The sequence below is a fragment of the Vibrio sp. Hep-1b-8 genome, assembly GCF_006124995.1.
Taxonomy (GTDB): Bacteria; Pseudomonadota; Gammaproteobacteria; order Enterobacterales; family Vibrionaceae; genus Vibrio.
In genome coordinates, this window is record NZ_QEWN01000020.1 from 1 (window position 1) to 17,609 (window position 17,609).

General features: G+C 44.6%; 20 protein-coding genes and 2 pseudogenes. 16 read left to right on the plus strand and 6 right to left on the minus strand.

Translation table 11 applies throughout. The features are described 5' to 3' along the window. Both DA100_RS21240 and DA100_RS21245 read right to left on the minus strand, forming a co-directional pair. Window positions 1-223 (minus strand): annotated as a pseudogene (locus DA100_RS21240) (IS66 family transposase); the annotation flags it as partial. Window positions 224-294: 71 nt separating this feature from the next. Next, the gene (locus DA100_RS21245; protein ID WP_240800883.1) at window positions 295-561 is read right to left on the minus strand and encodes a DUF6444 domain-containing protein; all 267 of its coding nucleotides are present in this window, start codon (window positions 559-561) and stop codon (window positions 295-297) included. 104 nt (window positions 562-665) lie between these two features. On the opposite strand from DA100_RS21245, the pseudogene DA100_RS05625 reads away from it, so the two are divergent. The 4 genes and pseudogenes from DA100_RS05625 to DA100_RS05640 all read left to right on the plus strand — a co-directional run. Further along, a pseudogene (locus tag DA100_RS05625) lies at window positions 666-826 on the plus strand (IS1 family transposase); the annotation flags it as partial. Between the two features lie 429 nt (window positions 827-1,255). Beyond that, window positions 1,256-1,879: a lysoplasmalogenase gene (locus DA100_RS05630; RefSeq protein ID WP_138971296.1), complete on the plus strand. Its 624-nt coding sequence runs from the start codon at window positions 1,256-1,258 to the stop codon at window positions 1,877-1,879. 66 nt (window positions 1,880-1,945) lie between these two features. After that, on the plus strand, window positions 1,946-2,182 hold the full coding sequence (locus DA100_RS05635) for a YecH family metal-binding protein (protein ID WP_138971297.1): 237 nt from the start codon (window positions 1,946-1,948) through the stop codon (window positions 2,180-2,182). Between the two features lie 117 nt (window positions 2,183-2,299). Then, window positions 2,300-2,884 (plus strand): YhgN family NAAT transporter, encoded by a 585-nt coding sequence (locus DA100_RS05640; protein WP_138971298.1) that lies wholly within the window; start codon window positions 2,300-2,302, stop codon window positions 2,882-2,884. A 63-nt stretch (window positions 2,885-2,947) separates the two neighbouring features. On the opposite strand, the gene DA100_RS05645 is transcribed toward DA100_RS05640, so the two are convergent. Together DA100_RS05645 and rsmD are read right to left on the minus strand one after the other, a co-directional pair. Next, entirely contained in the window at window positions 2,948-3,214 is a 267-nt protein-coding gene (locus tag DA100_RS05645) for a DUF1145 domain-containing protein (protein ID WP_138971299.1), read from the minus strand. A gap of 10 nt (window positions 3,215-3,224) precedes the next feature. After that, window positions 3,225-3,827, minus strand: a complete 603-nt coding sequence (gene rsmD / locus DA100_RS05650) for a 16S rRNA (guanine(966)-N(2))-methyltransferase RsmD (protein ID WP_138971324.1) — start codon at window positions 3,825-3,827, stop codon at window positions 3,225-3,227. Window positions 3,828-4,036: 209 nt separating this feature from the next. On the opposite strand from rsmD, the gene ftsY reads away from it, so the two are divergent. From ftsY to glpG, 6 genes are all read left to right on the plus strand, one after another. Further along, window positions 4,037-5,242, plus strand: coding sequence for a signal recognition particle-docking protein FtsY (gene ftsY, locus DA100_RS05655; protein ID WP_138971300.1), 1,206 nt, complete (start codon window positions 4,037-4,039; stop codon window positions 5,240-5,242). A 48-nt stretch (window positions 5,243-5,290) separates the two neighbouring features. Further along, a complete protein-coding gene (ftsE, locus tag DA100_RS05660; RefSeq protein ID WP_138971301.1) occupies window positions 5,291-5,965 on the plus strand; it encodes a cell division ATP-binding protein FtsE in 675 nt (224 codons plus the stop codon). Beyond that, window positions 5,955-6,923, plus strand: a complete 969-nt coding sequence (ftsX, locus tag DA100_RS05665) for a permease-like cell division protein FtsX (protein WP_138971302.1) — start codon at window positions 5,955-5,957, stop codon at window positions 6,921-6,923. Before ftsE ends, ftsX begins: the two co-directional genes overlap by 11 nt. A 182-nt stretch (window positions 6,924-7,105) precedes the next feature. Then, the gene (rpoH, locus tag DA100_RS05670) at window positions 7,106-7,963 is read left to right on the plus strand and encodes an RNA polymerase sigma factor RpoH (protein WP_138971303.1); all 858 of its coding nucleotides are present in this window, start codon (window positions 7,106-7,108) and stop codon (window positions 7,961-7,963) included. Window positions 7,964-8,378: 415 nt separating this feature from the next. After that, a complete protein-coding gene (gene glpE / locus DA100_RS05675) occupies window positions 8,379-8,705 on the plus strand; it encodes a thiosulfate sulfurtransferase GlpE (RefSeq protein WP_138971304.1) in 327 nt (108 codons plus the stop codon). Between the two features lie 4 nt (window positions 8,706-8,709). Then, a complete protein-coding gene (gene glpG / locus DA100_RS05680) occupies window positions 8,710-9,546 on the plus strand; it encodes a rhomboid family intramembrane serine protease GlpG (RefSeq protein ID WP_138971305.1) in 837 nt (278 codons plus the stop codon). A 38-nt stretch (window positions 9,547-9,584) separates the two neighbouring features. Here the strand turns inward: glpG and DA100_RS05685 are convergent, their stop codons facing one another. Continuing rightward, window positions 9,585-9,992, minus strand: a complete 408-nt coding sequence (locus DA100_RS05685) for a flagellar basal body-associated protein FliL (protein WP_138971306.1) — start codon at window positions 9,990-9,992, stop codon at window positions 9,585-9,587. A gap of 165 nt (window positions 9,993-10,157) precedes the next feature. Between DA100_RS05685 and DA100_RS05690 the strand changes: the two genes are divergently transcribed. Continuing rightward, window positions 10,158-10,697, plus strand: coding sequence for a chorismate lyase (locus DA100_RS05690; protein ID WP_138971307.1), 540 nt, complete (start codon window positions 10,158-10,160; stop codon window positions 10,695-10,697). After that, entirely contained in the window at window positions 10,698-11,552 is an 855-nt protein-coding gene (gene ubiA, locus DA100_RS05695) for a 4-hydroxybenzoate octaprenyltransferase (RefSeq protein ID WP_138971308.1), read from the plus strand. 37 nt (window positions 11,553-11,589) lie between these two features. On the opposite strand, the gene plsB is transcribed toward ubiA, so the two are convergent. Then, entirely contained in the window at window positions 11,590-14,025 is a 2,436-nt protein-coding gene (plsB, locus tag DA100_RS05700) for a glycerol-3-phosphate 1-O-acyltransferase PlsB (RefSeq protein WP_171052151.1), read from the minus strand. Between the two features lie 204 nt (window positions 14,026-14,229). Between plsB and DA100_RS05705 the strand changes: the two genes are divergently transcribed. The 4 genes from DA100_RS05705 to dinF all read left to right on the plus strand — a co-directional run bounded on the left by DA100_RS05705 (window position 14,230) and on the right by dinF (window position 17,601). Beyond that, window positions 14,230-14,592 carry a diacylglycerol kinase gene (locus tag DA100_RS05705; protein ID WP_138971310.1) on the plus strand — a complete coding sequence of 121 codons (363 nt, stop codon included), beginning with the start codon at window positions 14,230-14,232 and terminating at the stop codon, window positions 14,590-14,592. Between the two features lie 108 nt (window positions 14,593-14,700). Next, complete coding sequence (lexA, locus tag DA100_RS05710; protein ID WP_138971311.1) at window positions 14,701-15,321, plus strand: transcriptional repressor LexA; 621 nt, start codon at window positions 14,701-14,703, stop codon at window positions 15,319-15,321. Window positions 15,322-15,409: 88 nt separating this feature from the next. After that, complete coding sequence (locus tag DA100_RS05715) at window positions 15,410-16,222, plus strand: class I SAM-dependent methyltransferase (protein WP_138971312.1); 813 nt, start codon at window positions 15,410-15,412, stop codon at window positions 16,220-16,222. Between the two features lie 41 nt (window positions 16,223-16,263). Then, window positions 16,264-17,601, plus strand: a complete 1,338-nt coding sequence (dinF, locus tag DA100_RS05720; protein WP_138971313.1) for an MATE family efflux transporter DinF — start codon at window positions 16,264-16,266, stop codon at window positions 17,599-17,601. Window positions 17,602-17,609: the final 8 nt, after the last annotated feature.

A 17,609-nucleotide genomic window follows, 5' to 3' on the forward strand; every position in this document is an offset into this window, starting at 1 on the left:
AGCGTATTTTACGCACGCTCAGATGATATTGACCAGCCAAGATCGCGATATGACTCAATAGATTGGGGCCCATGATGCCTTGAGGTATATCGCTCGGCTTTCTGGCCCTCGCGGTTTCGCCACACTGAGAGCATTTACCAGAAAAGAGCCGATACTCGGTAATATCCATTGTCGGTTTGGGAATTTCATGAACCTGATGTCGATAAAAAGGTTTATCACTCATCTTAAGGTTCGTATCGCCACAACAAGAACAGGCACTATCTGGGTAACATTCAACAAAGGTATCAGATGGTTTTAATTCTGAGAGTTGTCGTTTGTGCCCTGAGTGACCTTGTGTAGCTCCTCTCGGATTGCGACCACTAGAGCTTTGAGCTTTTTTCTTTCAGCCCGCTCTTTAGGCCCATCGGATGATGGTGATTTGGATGAATTAGCGCTGCTAGTTTTGAGCTTGTCCTCATAGTGGCGCAACTGCTCCCAGAGCTCAACAATCAGCGCATTCGCTTCGTTGATATCTGATGCCACGGGCGGCGAAGATGAGAATTTAGATTTTTTCTTTTTCATGCATTAAGCATGACGGCTAGAAATGATCACTCAATTAGGAATGTTGGATCAATTGCGTTAACTCACACTTTTTGTCAATGGACTGCTGGTGAACGCTTACAAAGCATGTTGTGGGCAAAAGGTTCACTCAACGGATTGAGCGAACCAACCTAACCCTGCGTTCCAGATTAAAACGTTCAGTACGTAGAACAATCGGTTTTTCCAAATCGAGAAGATGCACGATAAGGTGATCGGAACATTCATTGAACGAGAATTTTATCTTTGAATTAACCGATTGGAGTCACGACCCGTTTTTGATCTGTAGTCTCGCTCCCTTTAATCAAGACAAGCCAAGCTACCTTGGTGAACGCTTACGGTTTATATGAGAAAACTTCATGTTTTGAATGAGGGGGTTTTCTGGGGTTTGTGTTAAGTTATTAATTTTTAATGATTTAATTTTAGGGTGAAAAATGTGCTACGTTTGGTTCTTATTTTTTACTGCGATTGGTCGATCTGAAGCGTGCTAGATAAAGATATACTGAAATTCTCATCCATTGAGAACATTGTGAGCAAAAAGCAATACTGATGGTGATTCACAGAAGTCGGCTTGGTTGACGGCGAGAAGTATTATCGAGATCCAAATTTTGCCCTTCTACGGTAGACATCTTGACGACTCTGCCTACACTAGCACCTCAAATTTTCTTGAGGTGTTCGAATGTGGAGCTGGCTATCTGTTGCTCTTTCGGGATATATCAGTATTTCTGCGAGTGAAAGTAATCACGTAAGACAAGCAGCGATGTTTAAAACAATGTCGTTGCTTATGTTGTTGGTCATGCTCTGGAGCCAAAATGCTCTGGTTGGCATCGATGCGTGGTGGGTATCACTTGGTTTACTCGTTTCTATGGCGGCGGATTGGCTCTATCTTGTAAAGCGTCACCTAAAGTTGTGTTTTGTCGGCTTTATCACCGCCCAGATCTGCTATGGCGCCTCTTTTTGGGTGAAGTTGTCAGGTGATATCGTGTGGTGGTTGCCTGCAATGCTATTAGGCGTTGCAATCGTGAGCTTCTTTCTTCTACTGCCCAAAATAGATCGACTCATTTTCCCTGTCGTTATGATGGGAATCGCACTGTTACAGCTCAATTGGGCTGCCGGTGAAGTGTGGTTGCTTAATGGCGGCATTGCCAATGGTTTAGGTTTCGTTGGAACAGTGACGTTAACATTATCGGCAGTGCTACTCGCAATCAGTGATTACCGTCCCTCAATGTATCGGGGACGTTACCTTGTCTCTGGTAGCTATCTCCTTGCTCACTCACTTATCACGGCTTCTCTGATTATTTAAAATCAAAGAAAATATCGATGAAGCATGTATTCTTGATGGGTCTATTACCTTTAGTGAGGAAGTTCCATGACAACCGAAATTCATGCCCATAACGTTCTAAACTTATTGCGAGAGCAGCCTATGTCTAAATCAGACTTAGAGCAGGCGATAAGCGAAGCATTTGGTGAGCAAGCACGTTTTCGTACATGTAAGTGCAATGGATTTACGCTGGAAACACTACTCGAGTTTTTTATCGATCGCGAGAAAGTGATCGTACAAGATGGTATCTGGATGGTGAATGCAGAGAGAGTGTGCAGTCATTAATTATGACTCGATACCACCGTTAAGATAATTTCTGTCAATGTCTCCAAATCGTCTGGTGAGCTTGTTATACTTCGCCGAATTTTTAGTGCTTGATATATAACGTTTTGGAGACCTCTTATGGACATTCTTTCCGCCGCGACCATGCTGTTTCTAATCATGGACCCGCTTGGCAATCTTCCTATTGTCCTATCGATCCTAAAACATCTCGATCCCAAGCGCAGACGTAAAGTACTTATTCGCGAGTTGATTTTTGCGCTTGCGATTCTGATGCTGTTCTTGTTTGCAGGTAAGACGATTCTTAACTTCTTGCACGTTCAACCTGAAACGTTAAGCATTTCAGGTGGCATCATCCTATTTATTATTGCAATTAAGATGATATTTCCTAGTGCAGGTAGTATTACTGGCCTAGCCGCGGGTGAGGAGCCCTTTATCGTGCCGATGGCTATCCCGATGATTGCAGGGCCATCAGTTATTGCCGCTCTGTTGCTGCTTTCAAGCCAGTACCCGAACAATTTACTTGAGCTTTCTGCTGCTGTGTTGCTCGCGTGGAGCGTGACCTTCTTTATTCTAATGTTCTACAGTTTCTTCCACCGTATATTGGGAGAACGTGGCCTAAAAGCGATAGAGCGTTTAATGGGTTTGTTACTGATCATGATCTCTACCCAGATGTTCTTAGATGGTGTGAAGAGTTATCTTGCTTAGCGTTGAAACGTAAAAATAAAAATGCCGCTCTATTTGGAGCGGCATTTTTTGTTTCAGGAATGGTTAGGTCATGTGCTTACGACGAATATCAAGTAGGGCGAAGATACCAAAGATCAGTATTGACCATTTTTCCCAACTGCTCATTTTAATTTTGTCGCCAAATGCGCCAATGAAAATCGCCATTTGCAAACCATGCATAATGAACAGGAATGCTGTCATGATGTAGAGCGCGATGGCTGCTTTGCCAGGAAACGGCATAAAGAAGTTCACGATTAGAATAAACCAGACAAAGCCTATTGCGGCTTTGGCCAGAAGAATCAGTGCTTTCATCAAAATTTCCTTATTGATCTGCTTGTCTTTCGAATAGTCGATAGCTGACCTGACCAGCTGTTTTCTCACGGTGTAAGTGCCAGTGAGCAGGGATGGAGTCAAGGCTCAATTCTTTTTCAGTCTCGACATAAATCATAGCGTCATCCGTTAACCAGCCATGACTTTCAAGTAGGGCAACGGTTTCATCCAGTAAGCCTTTGCGAAATGGCGGATCAATAAATACGACATGATGAGGTGTGCCCGGCTGTTTAAGAAAGCTAATTGCATCAGTATTATGAGCTGTCAGATTGCTGGCATTTAATGAAGCAATGTTTTTCTCAATTTGTTTGAATGCGTTAGGATTTAACTCGATAAGTGTCACCATCTCTGCTTGGCGTGAAGCGGCTTCAAAACCGAGTCCACCAGAGCCGGCGAACAGATCGAGGCATTTAGCGCGGGGAACATCTTGAGCGATCCAGTTAAACAGTGTTTCTTTGACGCGATCTGTTGTTGGTCTTAGTCCTTCGGCATCATGAACAGGCAGTTTTCTTCCTCTCCATAAGCCGCTAATAATACGAACAAAGCCGGTTGAAGGCTTTTTTTGTGATGTGTTTTGCTGGCGACGTCTTACCATAGATTTTTTGACCGCTAATAAAGTGATACTATAGCCAGTCGCTCTGCTGTTGAGCGCTAACATACAGCCCAAATTTGTTGATGACAAAGTGTATACCAACACTCTGGCAGTGAAAACTTTTCACTTTGTTGTCATTTTGCTTTTTTCAGTGTGGATAATGCCCGCAGAAAAAAGTCTGAGTTAATTAAGACGATCTAGGATAGCCCCAGATGACGGAAAAAAAGAAGCGCGGATTACTCTCTTGGCTTGGCTTTGGTGATGAAGAACAAGCAAAACAATCCGTAGAAGAACAAACAACGACTGACGAACAACAAGATGAGCAGCAAGCCGTTGTTGACGAACCAATTGAAGACAAAAAGGCTGAACTAGCAGAAGCAGAAGCAGAAGCAGAAGCAGAAGCAGAAGCAGAAGCAGAAGCAATAGTTGAACCTGTTGAAGAGCTTGAAACGCCACAAGCGGTTGAACCGCGTGTCGTGGAACAGGAAAAACCGACGGAAAGTTTCTTTGCTCGTTTGAAACGCAGTCTTGCACGCACCAAAGCCAACATTGGTGCTGGCTTCTTTGGTTTGTTCAAAGGTAAGCAGATTGATGATGATCTGTTTGAAGAGCTGGAAGAACAGCTTCTTATTGCAGATGTGGGCATGGATACCACATTAAAAATCATTGAAAACCTAACAGAAAAAGCATCACGTCAGGAACTAAAAGACGGTGAAGCACTTTATGGACTTCTAAAAGAAGAAATGGCAGAGATCTTGTCGAACGTCGAGAAACCGCTAGAAGTAGACAGTTCTAAAGCGCCTTACGTGATCTTAATGGTTGGCGTGAATGGTGTAGGTAAAACAACCACGATCGGTAAACTGGCTAAACAGTTCCAAGCTGAAGGTAAAAAAGTGATGCTTGCGGCAGGGGATACGTTCCGTGCTGCGGCAGTAGAACAACTTCAAGTTTGGGGTGAGCGAAACAATGTACCCGTAGTCGCACAGCACACTGGCGCAGATAGTGCTTCAGTGATCTACGACGCGATAGAGTCCGCTAAAGCGAAAGGTGTAGATGTGGTGATTGCTGACACAGCAGGTCGCTTACAGAATAAATCTAACTTGATGGAAGAGCTGCGTAAGATCGTCCGTGTAATGCAAAAGATTGATGGCTCAGCTCCTCATGAAATCATGTTGACCTTAGATGCTGGTACTGGTCAAAACGCGATTAGCCAAGCTAAGTTGTTTAGTGATGTTGCACCGCTTACAGGTATCACCTTGACTAAGTTGGATGGTACCGCAAAAGGTGGTGTGATCTTCGCACTGGCTGACCAGTTCCAGATTCCAATTCGTTACATTGGGGTCGGTGAAGGTATCGACGATCTACGTCCATTTGAAACTCAAGAGTTCATTGACGCTCTATTCAGTCGTGAAGACTAGAGTAAACACAAAGACCAATTGAAGAAACTCAGTTAAGAGGGATTTCGGGTGATAAAATTTCAGCAAGTGAGTAAGGCTTACCGTGGTGGTCGACAGGCGTTACAGAAGGTCGATTTTCATCTTCGTAGAGGTGAGATGGCCTTTCTTGGTGGTCATTCAGGAGCCGGTAAAAGTACTCTGCTTAAATTGATTTGTGCCATTGAGCGACCAACGGATGGAAAAATCAGTTTCAATGACCATGACATTACTCGAATCCCTAATAAAGACATCCCATTTTTACGTCGCAACATTGGTATTGTGTTTCAGGATCATCGCTTGTTGATGGACCGAACCGTCTACGACAATGTCGCGCTGCCGATGCGAATTGAATCCATCTCTGAAAATGAGATCAAACGTCGTGTCTCCGCAGCCTTGGATAAGACGGGCCTGCTAGATAAAGCCAAGTGCTTACCAAGCCAACTGTCCGGTGGTGAACAACAGCGAGTCGGTATAGCACGTGCGGTGGTCAATCGTCCTACTCTGTTACTTGCAGATGAACCAACGGGTAATCTCGACCCTGAGTTGTCTAATCGAGTGTTGAAACTGTTTGAAGAGTTTAACCGTGCCGGAGTGACGATCCTACTGGCTACACACGATATTGGGTTAGTAAATACTCGCCCACAATACCGTCATCTTGAATTAAACCAAGGTTTTCTCAGTGAGGTAGAAGACTATGGCCATTAATGCTCGCAATAAAAGCACTAAAGCATCACGAACGAACAATCGCGTTAAGAAAGACAACTTTTTTGCTGTCCATTTCAAGCAAGCTAAAGCTTCGTTAGGTGAGTTTTGGTTAAGACCAATGGGCAACATCTTAACCTTGGCAGTTATCTCTATGGCATTGGCCATGCCATCGGCTCTTTACTTACTGGGTAAGAATATCTCTGCGGCATCAAGTAATGTTACCAGCCCATCGCAAGTAAGTGCTTACATAAAAGAGAACACCCCTGAAGCTAGGATCATGGTGCTAAAAGACCAGATCGAAAGCATGGAGGATGTGGCTGAAGTGAACTACATCTCACCTCAACAGGGATTGGATGATTTAAGTCAGTATTCAGGCTTTGAACATGCCTTGAGCTTGCTTGATGATTATGCACTACCTGGTGTGTTGGTCATCACGCCAAGCGAAGATGACAATCAAATGATTAAGCAACTTGTTCAGCGTATTAGCGATGAAGAGGGCATTACTGATGTTCGTTTGGATGAGGATTGGCTCGCTCGCTTAGATGCGATTAAGAACCTTGTCAGCGGAATTGTCATTACCCTATCTCTGCTGATGCTTGCCTCTGTATTCTTAATTGTCGGTAACACTCTACGTTTTAATGTGTTAGCGAATAAAGAAGAGATCCAGACAATGAAGCTGATTGGTGCAACGAACAGCTACATTTTACGCCCTTATCTCTACTCTGGCATGTGGTTTGGTTTACTCGGTGCGGTTAGCGCGTGGATTTTGACTGCGATAATCACAGTTTTGCTCAATAGCAGTGTGGAGAAATTGGCCCTTCTGTATGATAGTCACTTCAGATTAGTTGGCCTTAGCTGGGATGAGTCGCTACTGCTAGTAATGCTTGGAACCTTCTTAGGTTGCCTAGCCGCTAAGGTATCTGCGCAGCGCCACTTAAAAGAGATCGAGCCAGTTTAATTTGAACTGATTGACTTTGTGGAGGTCATACTATTGAAAAAGTAGACGCTACCGTGTACTTTTTCCCTTGTATAGACATTTTGTTTATGCATAATTACTTTCGCAGCTTGAAACCTGTTCATTTTAGGTTCAAGATTGATGGGTTAAAAAATACTCCAGATCAGAGATTGATGAGGAAATGAATGACTAACCAAGCATATCCAATGGCAGTAGTTACGCAAGATAGCTTAGATAGCTACATCCGTTCAGTAAACAGCTACCCAATGCTGACGGCTGATGAGGAACGTGAACTGGCCGAGAGACTGCATTATGACGGTGAAATTGAGGCGGCAAAAGGTTTGATCCTTTCGCACCTTCGCTTTGTCGTGCACGTCGCTCGTGGTTATTCTGGTTATGGCCTACCAATGGCTGACCTTGTTCAAGAAGGCAATATCGGTTTGATGAAAGCGGTTAAACGTTTTAACCCTGAAGTCGGCGTTCGCCTTGTATCCTTTGCCGTTCATTGGATCAAAGCTGAAATCCATGAATACGTTCTGCGTAACTGGCGAATTGTTAAAATCGCTACAACCAAAGCTCAGCGTAAACTGTTCTTCAACCTACGTAAGTCTAAAAAGCGTTTAGGTTGGTTTAATAACGGTGAAGTAGAGACTGTAGCAAGAGAACTCGGTGTCGAACCTTCAGAAGTCCGTGAAATGGAATCTCGTCTAGCTGCGCAAGATGCGGCATTTGAGATGCCAATGGATGAAGATGACTCAAGTAACTCATACACAGCTCCAATGGTGTATCTTGAAGATAAAGCGTCTGATGTTGCAGACAACATTGAAGCGGCTAACTGGGAAGCGCATACCAACAATCGCTTGAGCTTAGCACTTAAATCTCTGGATGAACGTAGTCAGCACATTGTTCGTTCACGTTGGCTTGATGATAATAAGTCTACTCTGCAAGAACTCGCGGAAACTTACAGCGTATCTGCAGAGCGTATTCGTCAGCTAGAGAAGAATGCGATGAAAAAACTGAAAGCTGCAGTTGGCGAATTTTAATTGCTAGCACGACAGCTGATAGATTGGTAAAGCCGAGGTCTTATGATCTCGGCTTTTTTATTTGTGATCGCTTTCTAAAATAATCCACTGCCAAGATGATCGTTGTGGCTTCAGTAGCCTGTGGGTAAGTCTGTGGTAAATTTCTTTGCTATCTGTCAGAAAGCAGGGTGAATCAAGTCATTTGAGCATGATTGACGGTGGGGATAATTTTTTCTTTACTCACAATCAAATAAGGATCATCACTACATATTGTGGATCCATTTTCAATAAAACACTTTATCAACGCAATCCACAGATTTATCCACAGTTGGTGAATTTATGATCACGGGTGGATAACCTTACTTCTCCCGTGTACTTGTTGAGCACTGGATAGGTTACAATGATGCTTGATAATAATGATGAAAAGAGAAAGTTTATGGACCAGTACAAACATATCGATGTCAATAGCGCACAAAGCCTTATGGAACAAGGTGAAGCTCGTATGGTCGATATTCGTGACCCGCAATCTTTTGCCGTCGCACATGCTCAAGATGCCTTCCATTTAACCAACGACACTATGGTAGCGTTTATGAATAGCGTTGAATTTGAGCAGCCAGTTTTGGTGATGTGTTACCACGGCATCAGTAGCCAAGGTGCGGCACAGTATTTAGTTAACCAAGGCTTTGAGCAGGTGTATAGTGTAGATGGTGGCTTCGAAGCCTGGCAGCGAGCTCAACTGCCCACTGAATCAAATTTAGGATAGCGTTATGCATAAACTGATCTCTCTCAACCATCCGAGAATGGCACAGGCATTTATTGATTACATGGCGTCTCGCCAAATTGATATCAAAATGATGCCCGAGGGAGAGGGGCAGTTTGCATTATGGCTAACCGATAGTCAGCATCAAGTCGAAGCGGAAGCTGAACTCCAGCAATTTCTTGATAATCCTAACGCGAGTAAGTACCAAGCGGCTTCTTGGGATATGGCTGAGACTCGTCAAAACCATTTTAAGTACCAATCACCAAGTATGTTGGCGATGGTCAAGGCCAAAGCAGGTCCGCTAACGCTCTTGGTTATGGCGTCATGTATTGCGATTTTTGTTCTACAACAGTTTGGCGCCGGTAATGCCGTTTTTGCTGCGCTTCATTTCCCTGCATTTTCAGGTCAAGAGTGGCAAATCTGGCGGTGGTTTAGTCATGCGCTGCTCCATTTCTCCGTCATGCATATTGCGTTTAATTTGCTGTGGTGGTGGCAGCTAGGTGGCGATATTGAACAAAAACTGGGCTCTGGCAAGGTGCTGCAACTGTTTTTGCTATCCGCGGCACTATCAGGCATTGGCCAATTCTGGGTTGAAGGTGCGAATTTCGGTGGTTTATCTGGCGTAGTGTATGCGTTGGTGGGATATCTATGGGTGGTGGGTTATAAAGCCCCACAATTGGGTCTGGGGATGCCAAAGCCCGTCATCGGATTTATGCTTGTTTGGTTAGTTCTCGGGTTTGTTCAGCCTTTTATGGCCATAGCCAATACGGCTCATCTTGTAGGCCTACTATCTGGTGTGCTGATGGGAGCGGTGGATGCTGGGCGGGCTAATTCACGCAGATAAAGAAAACGGCGTATGCACGCCGTCCATCCTTAGACGATTTACTGGTAGAGGTATTTTGTGAAGAGCAGATCGGCGATGATTGTTTTGCCTGTTTCTGGCAGTAGAGTCGCGTTGAGTTGTTCGACCAAGGTTTTACGTAAATCTTCACGTCCTGCTAATGACGTAATGGTCTCTTCAGACTGCTTCCCTAATAGCTCAATTACAGCATCGCGAATTAAGGGTTGATGTAATTCAATCACGGCAAGATCCGTTTGACTGGCAACCATGATGTCGATTCGAACCTGTATATAACCCAACTTTTTACCTTTAGTGAAAAAATTGGTGGTTAAATCAGGTTCAAGGGTGAAATAAGCCAGTTTGGGGACGCCTTCTTCTTCCGCTATCGCAGGGAGACTGATCAACAGACTCCAAGCGACAAAAATTTGGGCTAGGTAACGTTTAATCATATTTATAACTTTTCTTTCTTCCAATCACGATACTCGAATCGCCAGAGTCTTGTTACAATAGAGCATCTATTTGTAATGAAAATGCGTTAAGCACTCGTTGTGGTGGTTAACATCAGAGATCGAAGCTTTATTGTACGCTGATAAGGCTACTTATTGAATACTAGTATGAATCAATCGACTGCGCTTTATTTATCTGCGTTACGCCAAGTTGAATGGCAGGATCCAGAGTATTTTAGCTTCCCTACACAAAGTGCAAAAAAGTGGTTGCTAGAACAGGGCTCACTGTCACGTTTATTAGAGTCTTATTGCCAATCTTTAACTGTCGACTTACTGCACAACAAGATTGTCAAAGCGGAAAAACTGAACTCACAAGAAATTGCGCTTCTCGCTCAAGAAGAGTGCTTGTTGCGCAAGGTTGTTCTCAAAGGCGATGGCTGCGCTTGGGTTATTGGGAGAACGTTAATCCCTCATTCGTCAATGTTGGAGCAAGAGTATGACTTGGCTCAGCAAGGAGAAATCCCCCTTGGACTAACGGTATTTAGTGCCAGTAATGTCAAACGGGACGCCTTGCAGGTTGGGGTCGTTGAAGTTGATGAACAACCCTTACTCGCTCGCCGCTCACGGTTGTGGATGAATCACAAACCATTGTTAGTTGCAGAACTATTTTTGCCTACAGCGCCCATCTACTCAGGGGAGAGTGTTTGAATGACGGCGGATAAAGCGCTGGCTTATTGGCAACTTATGCGCATGGATAAGCCGATTGGAACCTTGTTGCTATTGTGGCCAACACTTTGGGCATTGATTATTTCTGCTCAAGGGATGCCAAGTTTAAAGGTTCTACTGGTTTTTGTTTTGGGTGTTATTTTTATGCGTGCGGCGGGTTGTGTGATTAATGACTTTGCTGATCGTAAGGTTGATGGCCATGTTAAGCGCACCAAACAGAGACCTTTGCCTTCTGGTCGAGTGACTTCAAAGGAAGCTTTGGCTCTCTTTGCTCTCTTGGCCGTCAGTTCATTTGCTTTAGTGTTGAGTATGAATACGCTGACAATTCAGCTCTCTTTTGTCGGTATTGTTCTTGCCTTCATCTATCCGTTCATGAAGCGTTTTACTCACCTGCCGCAGCTCTTTCTTGGGCTAGCGTTTAGTTGGTCGATTCCGATGGCATGGGCTGCACAAGCGAATGAAATACCAGTGATGGTTTGGTTTATATTCGCCATCAATGCACTGTGGACGATTGCTTACGATACTCAGTATGCGATGGTTGATAGAGATGATGACCTTAAGATTGGTATCAAGTCGACGGCAATCCTATTTGGACGATTTGATAAGATGGTGATCGGTTCCCTTCAGCTTGTCACCTTGGTGATGCTGATGTTTGTTGGCACTTGGTATCAACTTGGATCTAGCTACTACTGGAGTCTGCTGGTGGTAGGGGCACTGTTTGTGTTCCAGCAGCATCTTATTCGACACCGTGATCGTGACCTTTGCTTCAGAGCCTTCTTAAATAACAACTATGTCGGAATGGTCATCACCATAGGGTTATTTATCGCATTTTGGTAAAAGAAAGGCATCCATAGGATGCCTTTTTATTGTCACTTTATTTGTTTTCTGCGGTTTGGCAGATACTTTCTCTGATGGTCAAACGTACTTCAGGATAAAGCATAGAGTAGAGAAGGCTCGCAAGAGCTTGGCTTTTCTCTATGTCACAGTTGCCATCCACATCAAGATACGCTTGTTGTTTTAGGGTTGTGAACAGCGCCGAAAAGACACCTTTATCGAAAAATTCTGGTGCGTTGATTCCGTGCAGGCGACCTAGGCGTTGAGCAATGTCCTGACTCTTCTGCTCAAGATCTGATTTACCTAAATCAGGGCTAGCAACTAATAAATTTAGAGCGATTGCGTAGCGTTGCAGTGTTTCAGTAATCGTGCGTCCAAGTAGCACAAGCACTTGAGTATTAGCTTGATTGATCGCGACGTTTTGTTCGCTATCGATCGTAACGAGTCCCTGATGTGCAAGCTCTTCAATGTAGGATTCCGTTAGCTCATCCAACTTTTCCTGTTCAATGCTCAGGAAAAGCTCCTGCTTGAGGAATGGGTAAACCAAGGCGACATTCTGTTTGATCTGCTTCAGCGAAAGTTTTTGATGGCGAACCAACATCTGAGCGATAAGTGATGGCAGAGCCAGCAAATGAATGATGTTATTTCGATAGTAAGTCATCAAGATCGATTGATTACGATCCAGTGACACAATCTCGCCCATGCTGTCTGATTCGATAATAAACTTATCGAGTGACTCGGCATGCTTGACCAATGCTTCTGCACTATCTTCCGGTACCGTATAGGTTGTCGAGTATGGAACGTTTTTTAAGATCGACAAGTAGCAGTCAATTTGGCTAACTAAATTGTCACGAGAGAGTGCTCGCTGACGAGAAGCCAATAATGCTGTCGCACACAGAGTTAGGGCATTGGTTGCTGCTGCGTCGTTGATATGTGTCATCATCTTAGTCGCGAGATCATTCACCACAGGGTTTAGCCACTGAGGTTTACTGCTGCCCATGGCATCGATATCTTTGGTCCACTCAGGGGCTTTTTCATTCAAGTACTGGTTAAGCGGAATTGGCTCACCAAAGTTGACATAGCCTTGGCCAAAGTTGCGTAGTTTACGGATTGTGCGTAACACTAGGCCTGCGTTTTCTTTTTCTTTGCGCTTTCCGCGTAACTCTTTTGCGTAAGTGCTCACTTCCATTACATGCTCATAACCGATATAGACTGGCACCAGCGTTACTGGGCGGTTGAGGCCACGTAGCATCGCTTGAATAGTCATTGCCAGCATACCAGTTTTTGCTTGTAGCAAACGACCTGTGCGTGAACGACCGCCTTCACTGAAATATTCTACGGAGTAACCTTTGGCGAAAAGTTCTGCTAAGTACTCGCGGAAGATGGTGGAATATAGCTTATTCCCCTTAAAGCTACGGCGAATAAAGAAAGCACCACCGCGACGGAAGATAGGCCCTGCTGGGAAGAAGTTTAGGTTAATGCCTGCTGCGATATGCGGCGGCACCATGCCTTCACGGTACAGTACGTAGGACAGCAGTAAGTAGTCCATATGGCTTCGGTGACAAGGAACATAAACAATTTCATGTCCGTCTTGAGCCAATTTTCGCACCGTAGCGGCGTTGGTAATGTTTAAACCTTGGTAGATACGGTTCCAAAGCCAGCCAAGCAGACGTTCGCCATTCTTAATTAGTGAGTATGAGAAGTCTGCGGCGATCTCATCCATAATGGCGTGCGCTTCTTTACGCGCTTTCTCAATTGAGATGTTCTTTGATTTGGCTTCGTCTTCGATGGCCTTTTCAATGGCTTTAGATTTCATCAGACGATCAAATAATGCCTGACGACTTGGCAGATTAGGGCCTGATGCAGCAAGCTTTTGACGCGAAAAATGAATACGCGCTACGCGGGCAAGTTTGTGTGCGATTGAAGCATCCGTACCGTGCGAGTCCGCCATGTAGCGGAGTGAAACTACCGGGCTAATACGTACCAAGCAATCACGACCCGCGAACAAAACCGCTTTCGCTTTTTGTGGCCCATTGAGTGACTGGAGATAAGGTTTTTGTCGTGACTCTTTACCCGGTTTACGGCCCCAAAGAACGGTGGTCGGAATGACTTGAACATCGAGCTCTGAATCAAACTTATGCCGTTCCAGCAGATCGGAGAATAGAGTGATCGATTCGTTTGGTACATCTTGATCGTTGCCCATCACGGTTTGTCGGGCTGAGGTAAACACATAGCGGTTAAACTGTTTACCATTAATTTCTACAGGCTCAAGGGGATCAGGTAGGCCCAGCGCAATGACTTGTTTTTGCAGTGCAAGCAAGTCGACACCTGAGCGATACGGCAAAGCGTAAATAATCGGCTTGTTAATATCGATGCTATGATCTTCAATAGGGTTTGAAGGAATTGTTGTCCCTTTAACCAGTACTGACATAGGCAGCTTTAGCAAGGAACGCGATAACATTCGTCCAGAAGACATAAGGTTCTTAGCCTCAAAAATAGATGATTTGCATAAGCACATTTCCAGTTCTGTAACTATAGAAGTGGGGATGTGCTCAAGCGTGTATTTTTATAGGTGGCAAGGATAACAGAAACTGGTCGAACCTTTTACTTATTATTGATTATGAAAACATCAATTTTTGCGCCCATAGCTCGATTAAATAAATAGCAAAGAGAGAGAAGCTTGCAACCTAAAACCACTCATGGATTAAAACGACTCAAAAACGCGACACGCTATTCCTGTCAGGGGCTCAAGGCAGCGTTTAAAAATGAGCCTGCATTTCGTGAAGAAATATTACTGGCAGCCTTGATGATTCCAGTCGCTATTTTGTTAGGAGAGAACCAGTGGCAAAGGATTCTGCTGATTGCAACTATTGTGCTGGTTTTGATCGCTGAACTGTTTAACAGTGCCATTGAGGCCGTAGTAGATAGAATCAGAACTGAGCAACATGAAATGGCGGGTTTAGCAAAAGATTTAGGCTCAGCATCAGTAATGGTGACCATGTTGTTAACGGGGTATGTATGGTTAGACATTCTGTTCTTTTAAGCAGAACGGGGTGACCATGCTAACTTACTAAAAAACAATCAATTGGCTTTTCATTTCGCCAAATACTGGATATACTCACAGTTAACTGTATAAAAAAACAGGTGACTTATGAAGCCGTTAACGCCCCGCCAACAACAAGTTTTTGACCTCATCAAGAGTAAAATTGATGACACTGGTATGCCACCGACGCGCGCTGAAATTGCACGCGAACTTGGTTTCCGTTCAGCAAATGCTGCTGAAGAACATTTAAAAGCCCTTGCGCGTAAGCAAGCGATTGAGATTATTCCAGGGGCTTCTCGTGGTATCCGTATCTTGTTAGAAGACGCGGCTAATGATGATCAGGGTCTACCACTGATTGGTCAGGTTGCTGCTGGGGAACCTATCCTTGCTCAAGAGCATGTAGAGACGCACTACCAAGTTGATCCTAGTATGTTTAAGCCGCAAGCCGATTTCTTGCTTCGTGTTAATGGCGAGAGTATGAAAGATATCGGTATCATGGATGGTGATTTACTTGCTGTTCATAAGACTCAAGATGTGCGTGATGGGCAAGTTGTTGTGGCTCGAGTGGATGATGACGTGACAGTAAAGCGCTTAGAACGCAAAGGCTCTACGGTTCTGCTTCACGCAGAGAACGAAGAGTTTGAACCGATCAAAGTGGACTTAACTTGTCAGCAATTGACCATCGAAGGTTTGGCTGTCGGCATCATCCGCAATACGGATTGGATGTAATGACTCTTCTTGAGAGTTATTCTCACTTGTTGATTTTGTAATTGATATTCATTATCATCTGCATTCTGGCTACGGAAGGAAGATGATAATGGCCGTCAATCACGCATCAACGAAACATCGCTATCAGATCCCGACAAATTTACTGCAACCATTATGGCTTCGTAGCCGAGAAAGCTTGGTTGACAATGGATTGGTCTATGACCCTATCGCTGCGCGTGCGTGCCAGCGTTGTCATCTTGCCCCCGATTGTTTTTCTGGTGATATTGACCAAAAACAGCTGCTTCATGTCACGCTAACTCAATTGTGCGATCAGCAAGTCTCTGATTTTATAAGACGCAATCCAGATGGTTGGATTGTGAATGTGGGTGCCGGTCTCGATACTCGTTTTTACCGCGTCGATAATGGTCGGTGCCACTGGCTAGAATTAGATGTGACTGAAAATCTACTTTGGCGTCAGAAGCTGTTTCATGCTAGTGAACGTTACCACCACATTTGCGGTAGTGTTGATGAGCTGAGTTGGCTGGAACAGTTACCTATTCCAGAAAAAACACCAGTCCTGATTGTTTGTGAACATGCTTTGCTTGATTGTAATGCGCAGCAAATCGCGAAGTTTGTTCAAGCTCTAGGCTGTCACTTCGACTCTGCCCGTACCTGTATGGTGCTAGCGGGAGATCTCACTCAGTCCAAACTAGGCCAAAAGCTAGGGGCTGTTCATTATGCTCATGGGTATAGTGATCCTGGCGAGGCATTACTTGGTTACTTGCCATGGGCTCGCTGGGCAAAAACCTATTCACCACTCGAAAGAGATTGCGGACGCTGGAAACTGTGGCACCGCTGGATCACCAAACTCAGTTTTATAAAGCAGAGATTAACACCGGTAGTGGTTCAGCTTCGCTGGTGATCTCGTTACACTTGTCACTCTGATGTTTATTGAGTGACAACGTGCAAATACTCCAGATCCTATCTAATCGCGCCATCCATAAACAAGTATTGCTGCTTGCTATTCCGATGGTGCTTTCCAATATCACCGTCCCTTTATTGGGATTGGTTGATGCTGCTGTTATCGGCCACTTAGAACATGCTTGGTATTTGGGAGGTGTTGCGTTAGGCAGCACGATGATCAGTGTGACTTTCTGGCTACTCGGTTTTCTGAGAATGTCGACGACGGGGCTCACTGCTCAAGCCTATGGAGCGAAAAGCGCTCACCAATTGGGCTTGGTTTTCAGTCAAGGCATGAGTATGGCCTTGATGTTTGCTTCGCTATTTCTGTTATTTCATCAATTTGTTGCTGAGTGGATATTTAGTTTTAGTGATGCCAGCGAGCAGGTTAAGCAATATGGTGCTCAGTACTTTGCTGTGCGCGCCTGGAGTGCCCCAGCTGCGCTGGTCAACTTTGTGATATTAGGTTGGCTGCTAGGAACCCAAAATGCCAAGGCACCCATGTGGATGGTGATCATTGCTAATGTGGTGAATATCGTGCTCGACGTGCTGTTTGTGATCGGTTTGGGCTGGAAAGTTGAGGGTGCGGCGCTGGCCTCCGTCATTGCCGATTACACAGGGATGAGTTTTGGTCTCTATTGTGTGTGGCGTAAGTGGCGAGTTGAACGTTTACCGCCTGTGTGGGCTCTGCTCAAAGACACCACTCAAGGTTTAGCGCGTTTTGTAAAACTCAATCGCGATATCTTCCTTCGCTCATTATGCCTGCAAGCCGCATTTACTTTTATGACCTTTCAAGGGGCAAGCTTTGGTGATGAAATTGTCGCAGCTAATGCGGTTTTGATGAGTTTCCTAATGATGATTTCGTATGGTATGGATGGCTTCGCTTATGCGATGGAGGCGATGGTCGGCAAAGCGATTGGGGCAAAAGACAAACAGCAGTTGAGCCATTCTTTACTCGGAACCTTTTTTTGGAGTTTTGTGATCTGCTTTTTGCTGACAGTGGTGTTTGCTATCGCCGGATCGAGCTTGATCGGAATGATCACCGATATCCCTCAGGTACAGACTATTGCTCTTGAATACTTACCTTGGTTAATCGCGATGCCAATGGTTTCTATGTGGTGTTTCTTACTCGATGGCGTTTTTATCGGTGCAACCAAAGGGGCGGAGATGCGCAATAGCATGTTTATTTCGACCTGTACTTTCTTTGTGGTGTTCTATCTGCTGGCTTATCTAGAGAATCATGCACTATGGTTGGCTATGTTGAGTTTCATGGCCGTAAGGGGAATGTCGCTTGCACTGATATTAGTTAATCAGTGGCGACAAAACAGATTTCTCGCTTAATTATTCTT

Bases quoted from the DNA above. Each gene is read 5' to 3' on its own strand.
- DA100_RS21245 (WP_240800883.1), bottom strand. From the start codon at position 561: ATGAAAAAGAAAAAATCTAAATTCTCATCTTCGCCGCCCGTGGCATCA.
- DA100_RS05630 (WP_138971296.1), top strand. From the start codon at position 1,256: ATGTGGAGCTGGCTATCTGTTGCTCTTTCGGGATATATCAGTATTTCT.
- DA100_RS05635 (WP_138971297.1), top strand. From the start codon at position 1,946: ATGACAACCGAAATTCATGCCCATAACGTTCTAAACTTATTGCGAGAG.
- DA100_RS05640 (WP_138971298.1), top strand. From the start codon at position 2,300: ATGGACATTCTTTCCGCCGCGACCATGCTGTTTCTAATCATGGACCCG.
- DA100_RS05645 (WP_138971299.1), bottom strand. From the start codon at position 3,214: ATGAAAGCACTGATTCTTCTGGCCAAAGCCGCAATAGGCTTTGTCTGG.
- rsmD (WP_138971324.1), bottom strand. From the start codon at position 3,827: ATGGTAAGACGTCGCCAGCAAAACACATCACAAAAAAAGCCTTCAACC.
- ftsY (WP_138971300.1), top strand. From the start codon at position 4,037: ATGACGGAAAAAAAGAAGCGCGGATTACTCTCTTGGCTTGGCTTTGGT.
- ftsX (WP_138971302.1), top strand. From the start codon at position 5,955: ATGGCCATTAATGCTCGCAATAAAAGCACTAAAGCATCACGAACGAAC.
- rpoH (WP_138971303.1), top strand. From the start codon at position 7,106: ATGACTAACCAAGCATATCCAATGGCAGTAGTTACGCAAGATAGCTTA.
- glpE (WP_138971304.1), top strand. From the start codon at position 8,379: ATGGACCAGTACAAACATATCGATGTCAATAGCGCACAAAGCCTTATG.
- glpG (WP_138971305.1), top strand. From the start codon at position 8,710: ATGCATAAACTGATCTCTCTCAACCATCCGAGAATGGCACAGGCATTT.
- DA100_RS05685 (WP_138971306.1), bottom strand. From the start codon at position 9,992: ATGATTAAACGTTACCTAGCCCAAATTTTTGTCGCTTGGAGTCTGTTG.
- DA100_RS05690 (WP_138971307.1), top strand. From the start codon at position 10,158: ATGAATCAATCGACTGCGCTTTATTTATCTGCGTTACGCCAAGTTGAA.
- ubiA (WP_138971308.1), top strand. From the start codon at position 10,698: ATGACGGCGGATAAAGCGCTGGCTTATTGGCAACTTATGCGCATGGAT.
- plsB (WP_171052151.1), bottom strand. From the start codon at position 14,025: ATGTCTTCTGGACGAATGTTATCGCGTTCCTTGCTAAAGCTGCCTATG.
- lexA (WP_138971311.1), top strand. From the start codon at position 14,701: ATGAAGCCGTTAACGCCCCGCCAACAACAAGTTTTTGACCTCATCAAG.
- DA100_RS05715 (WP_138971312.1), top strand. From the start codon at position 15,410: ATGGCCGTCAATCACGCATCAACGAAACATCGCTATCAGATCCCGACA.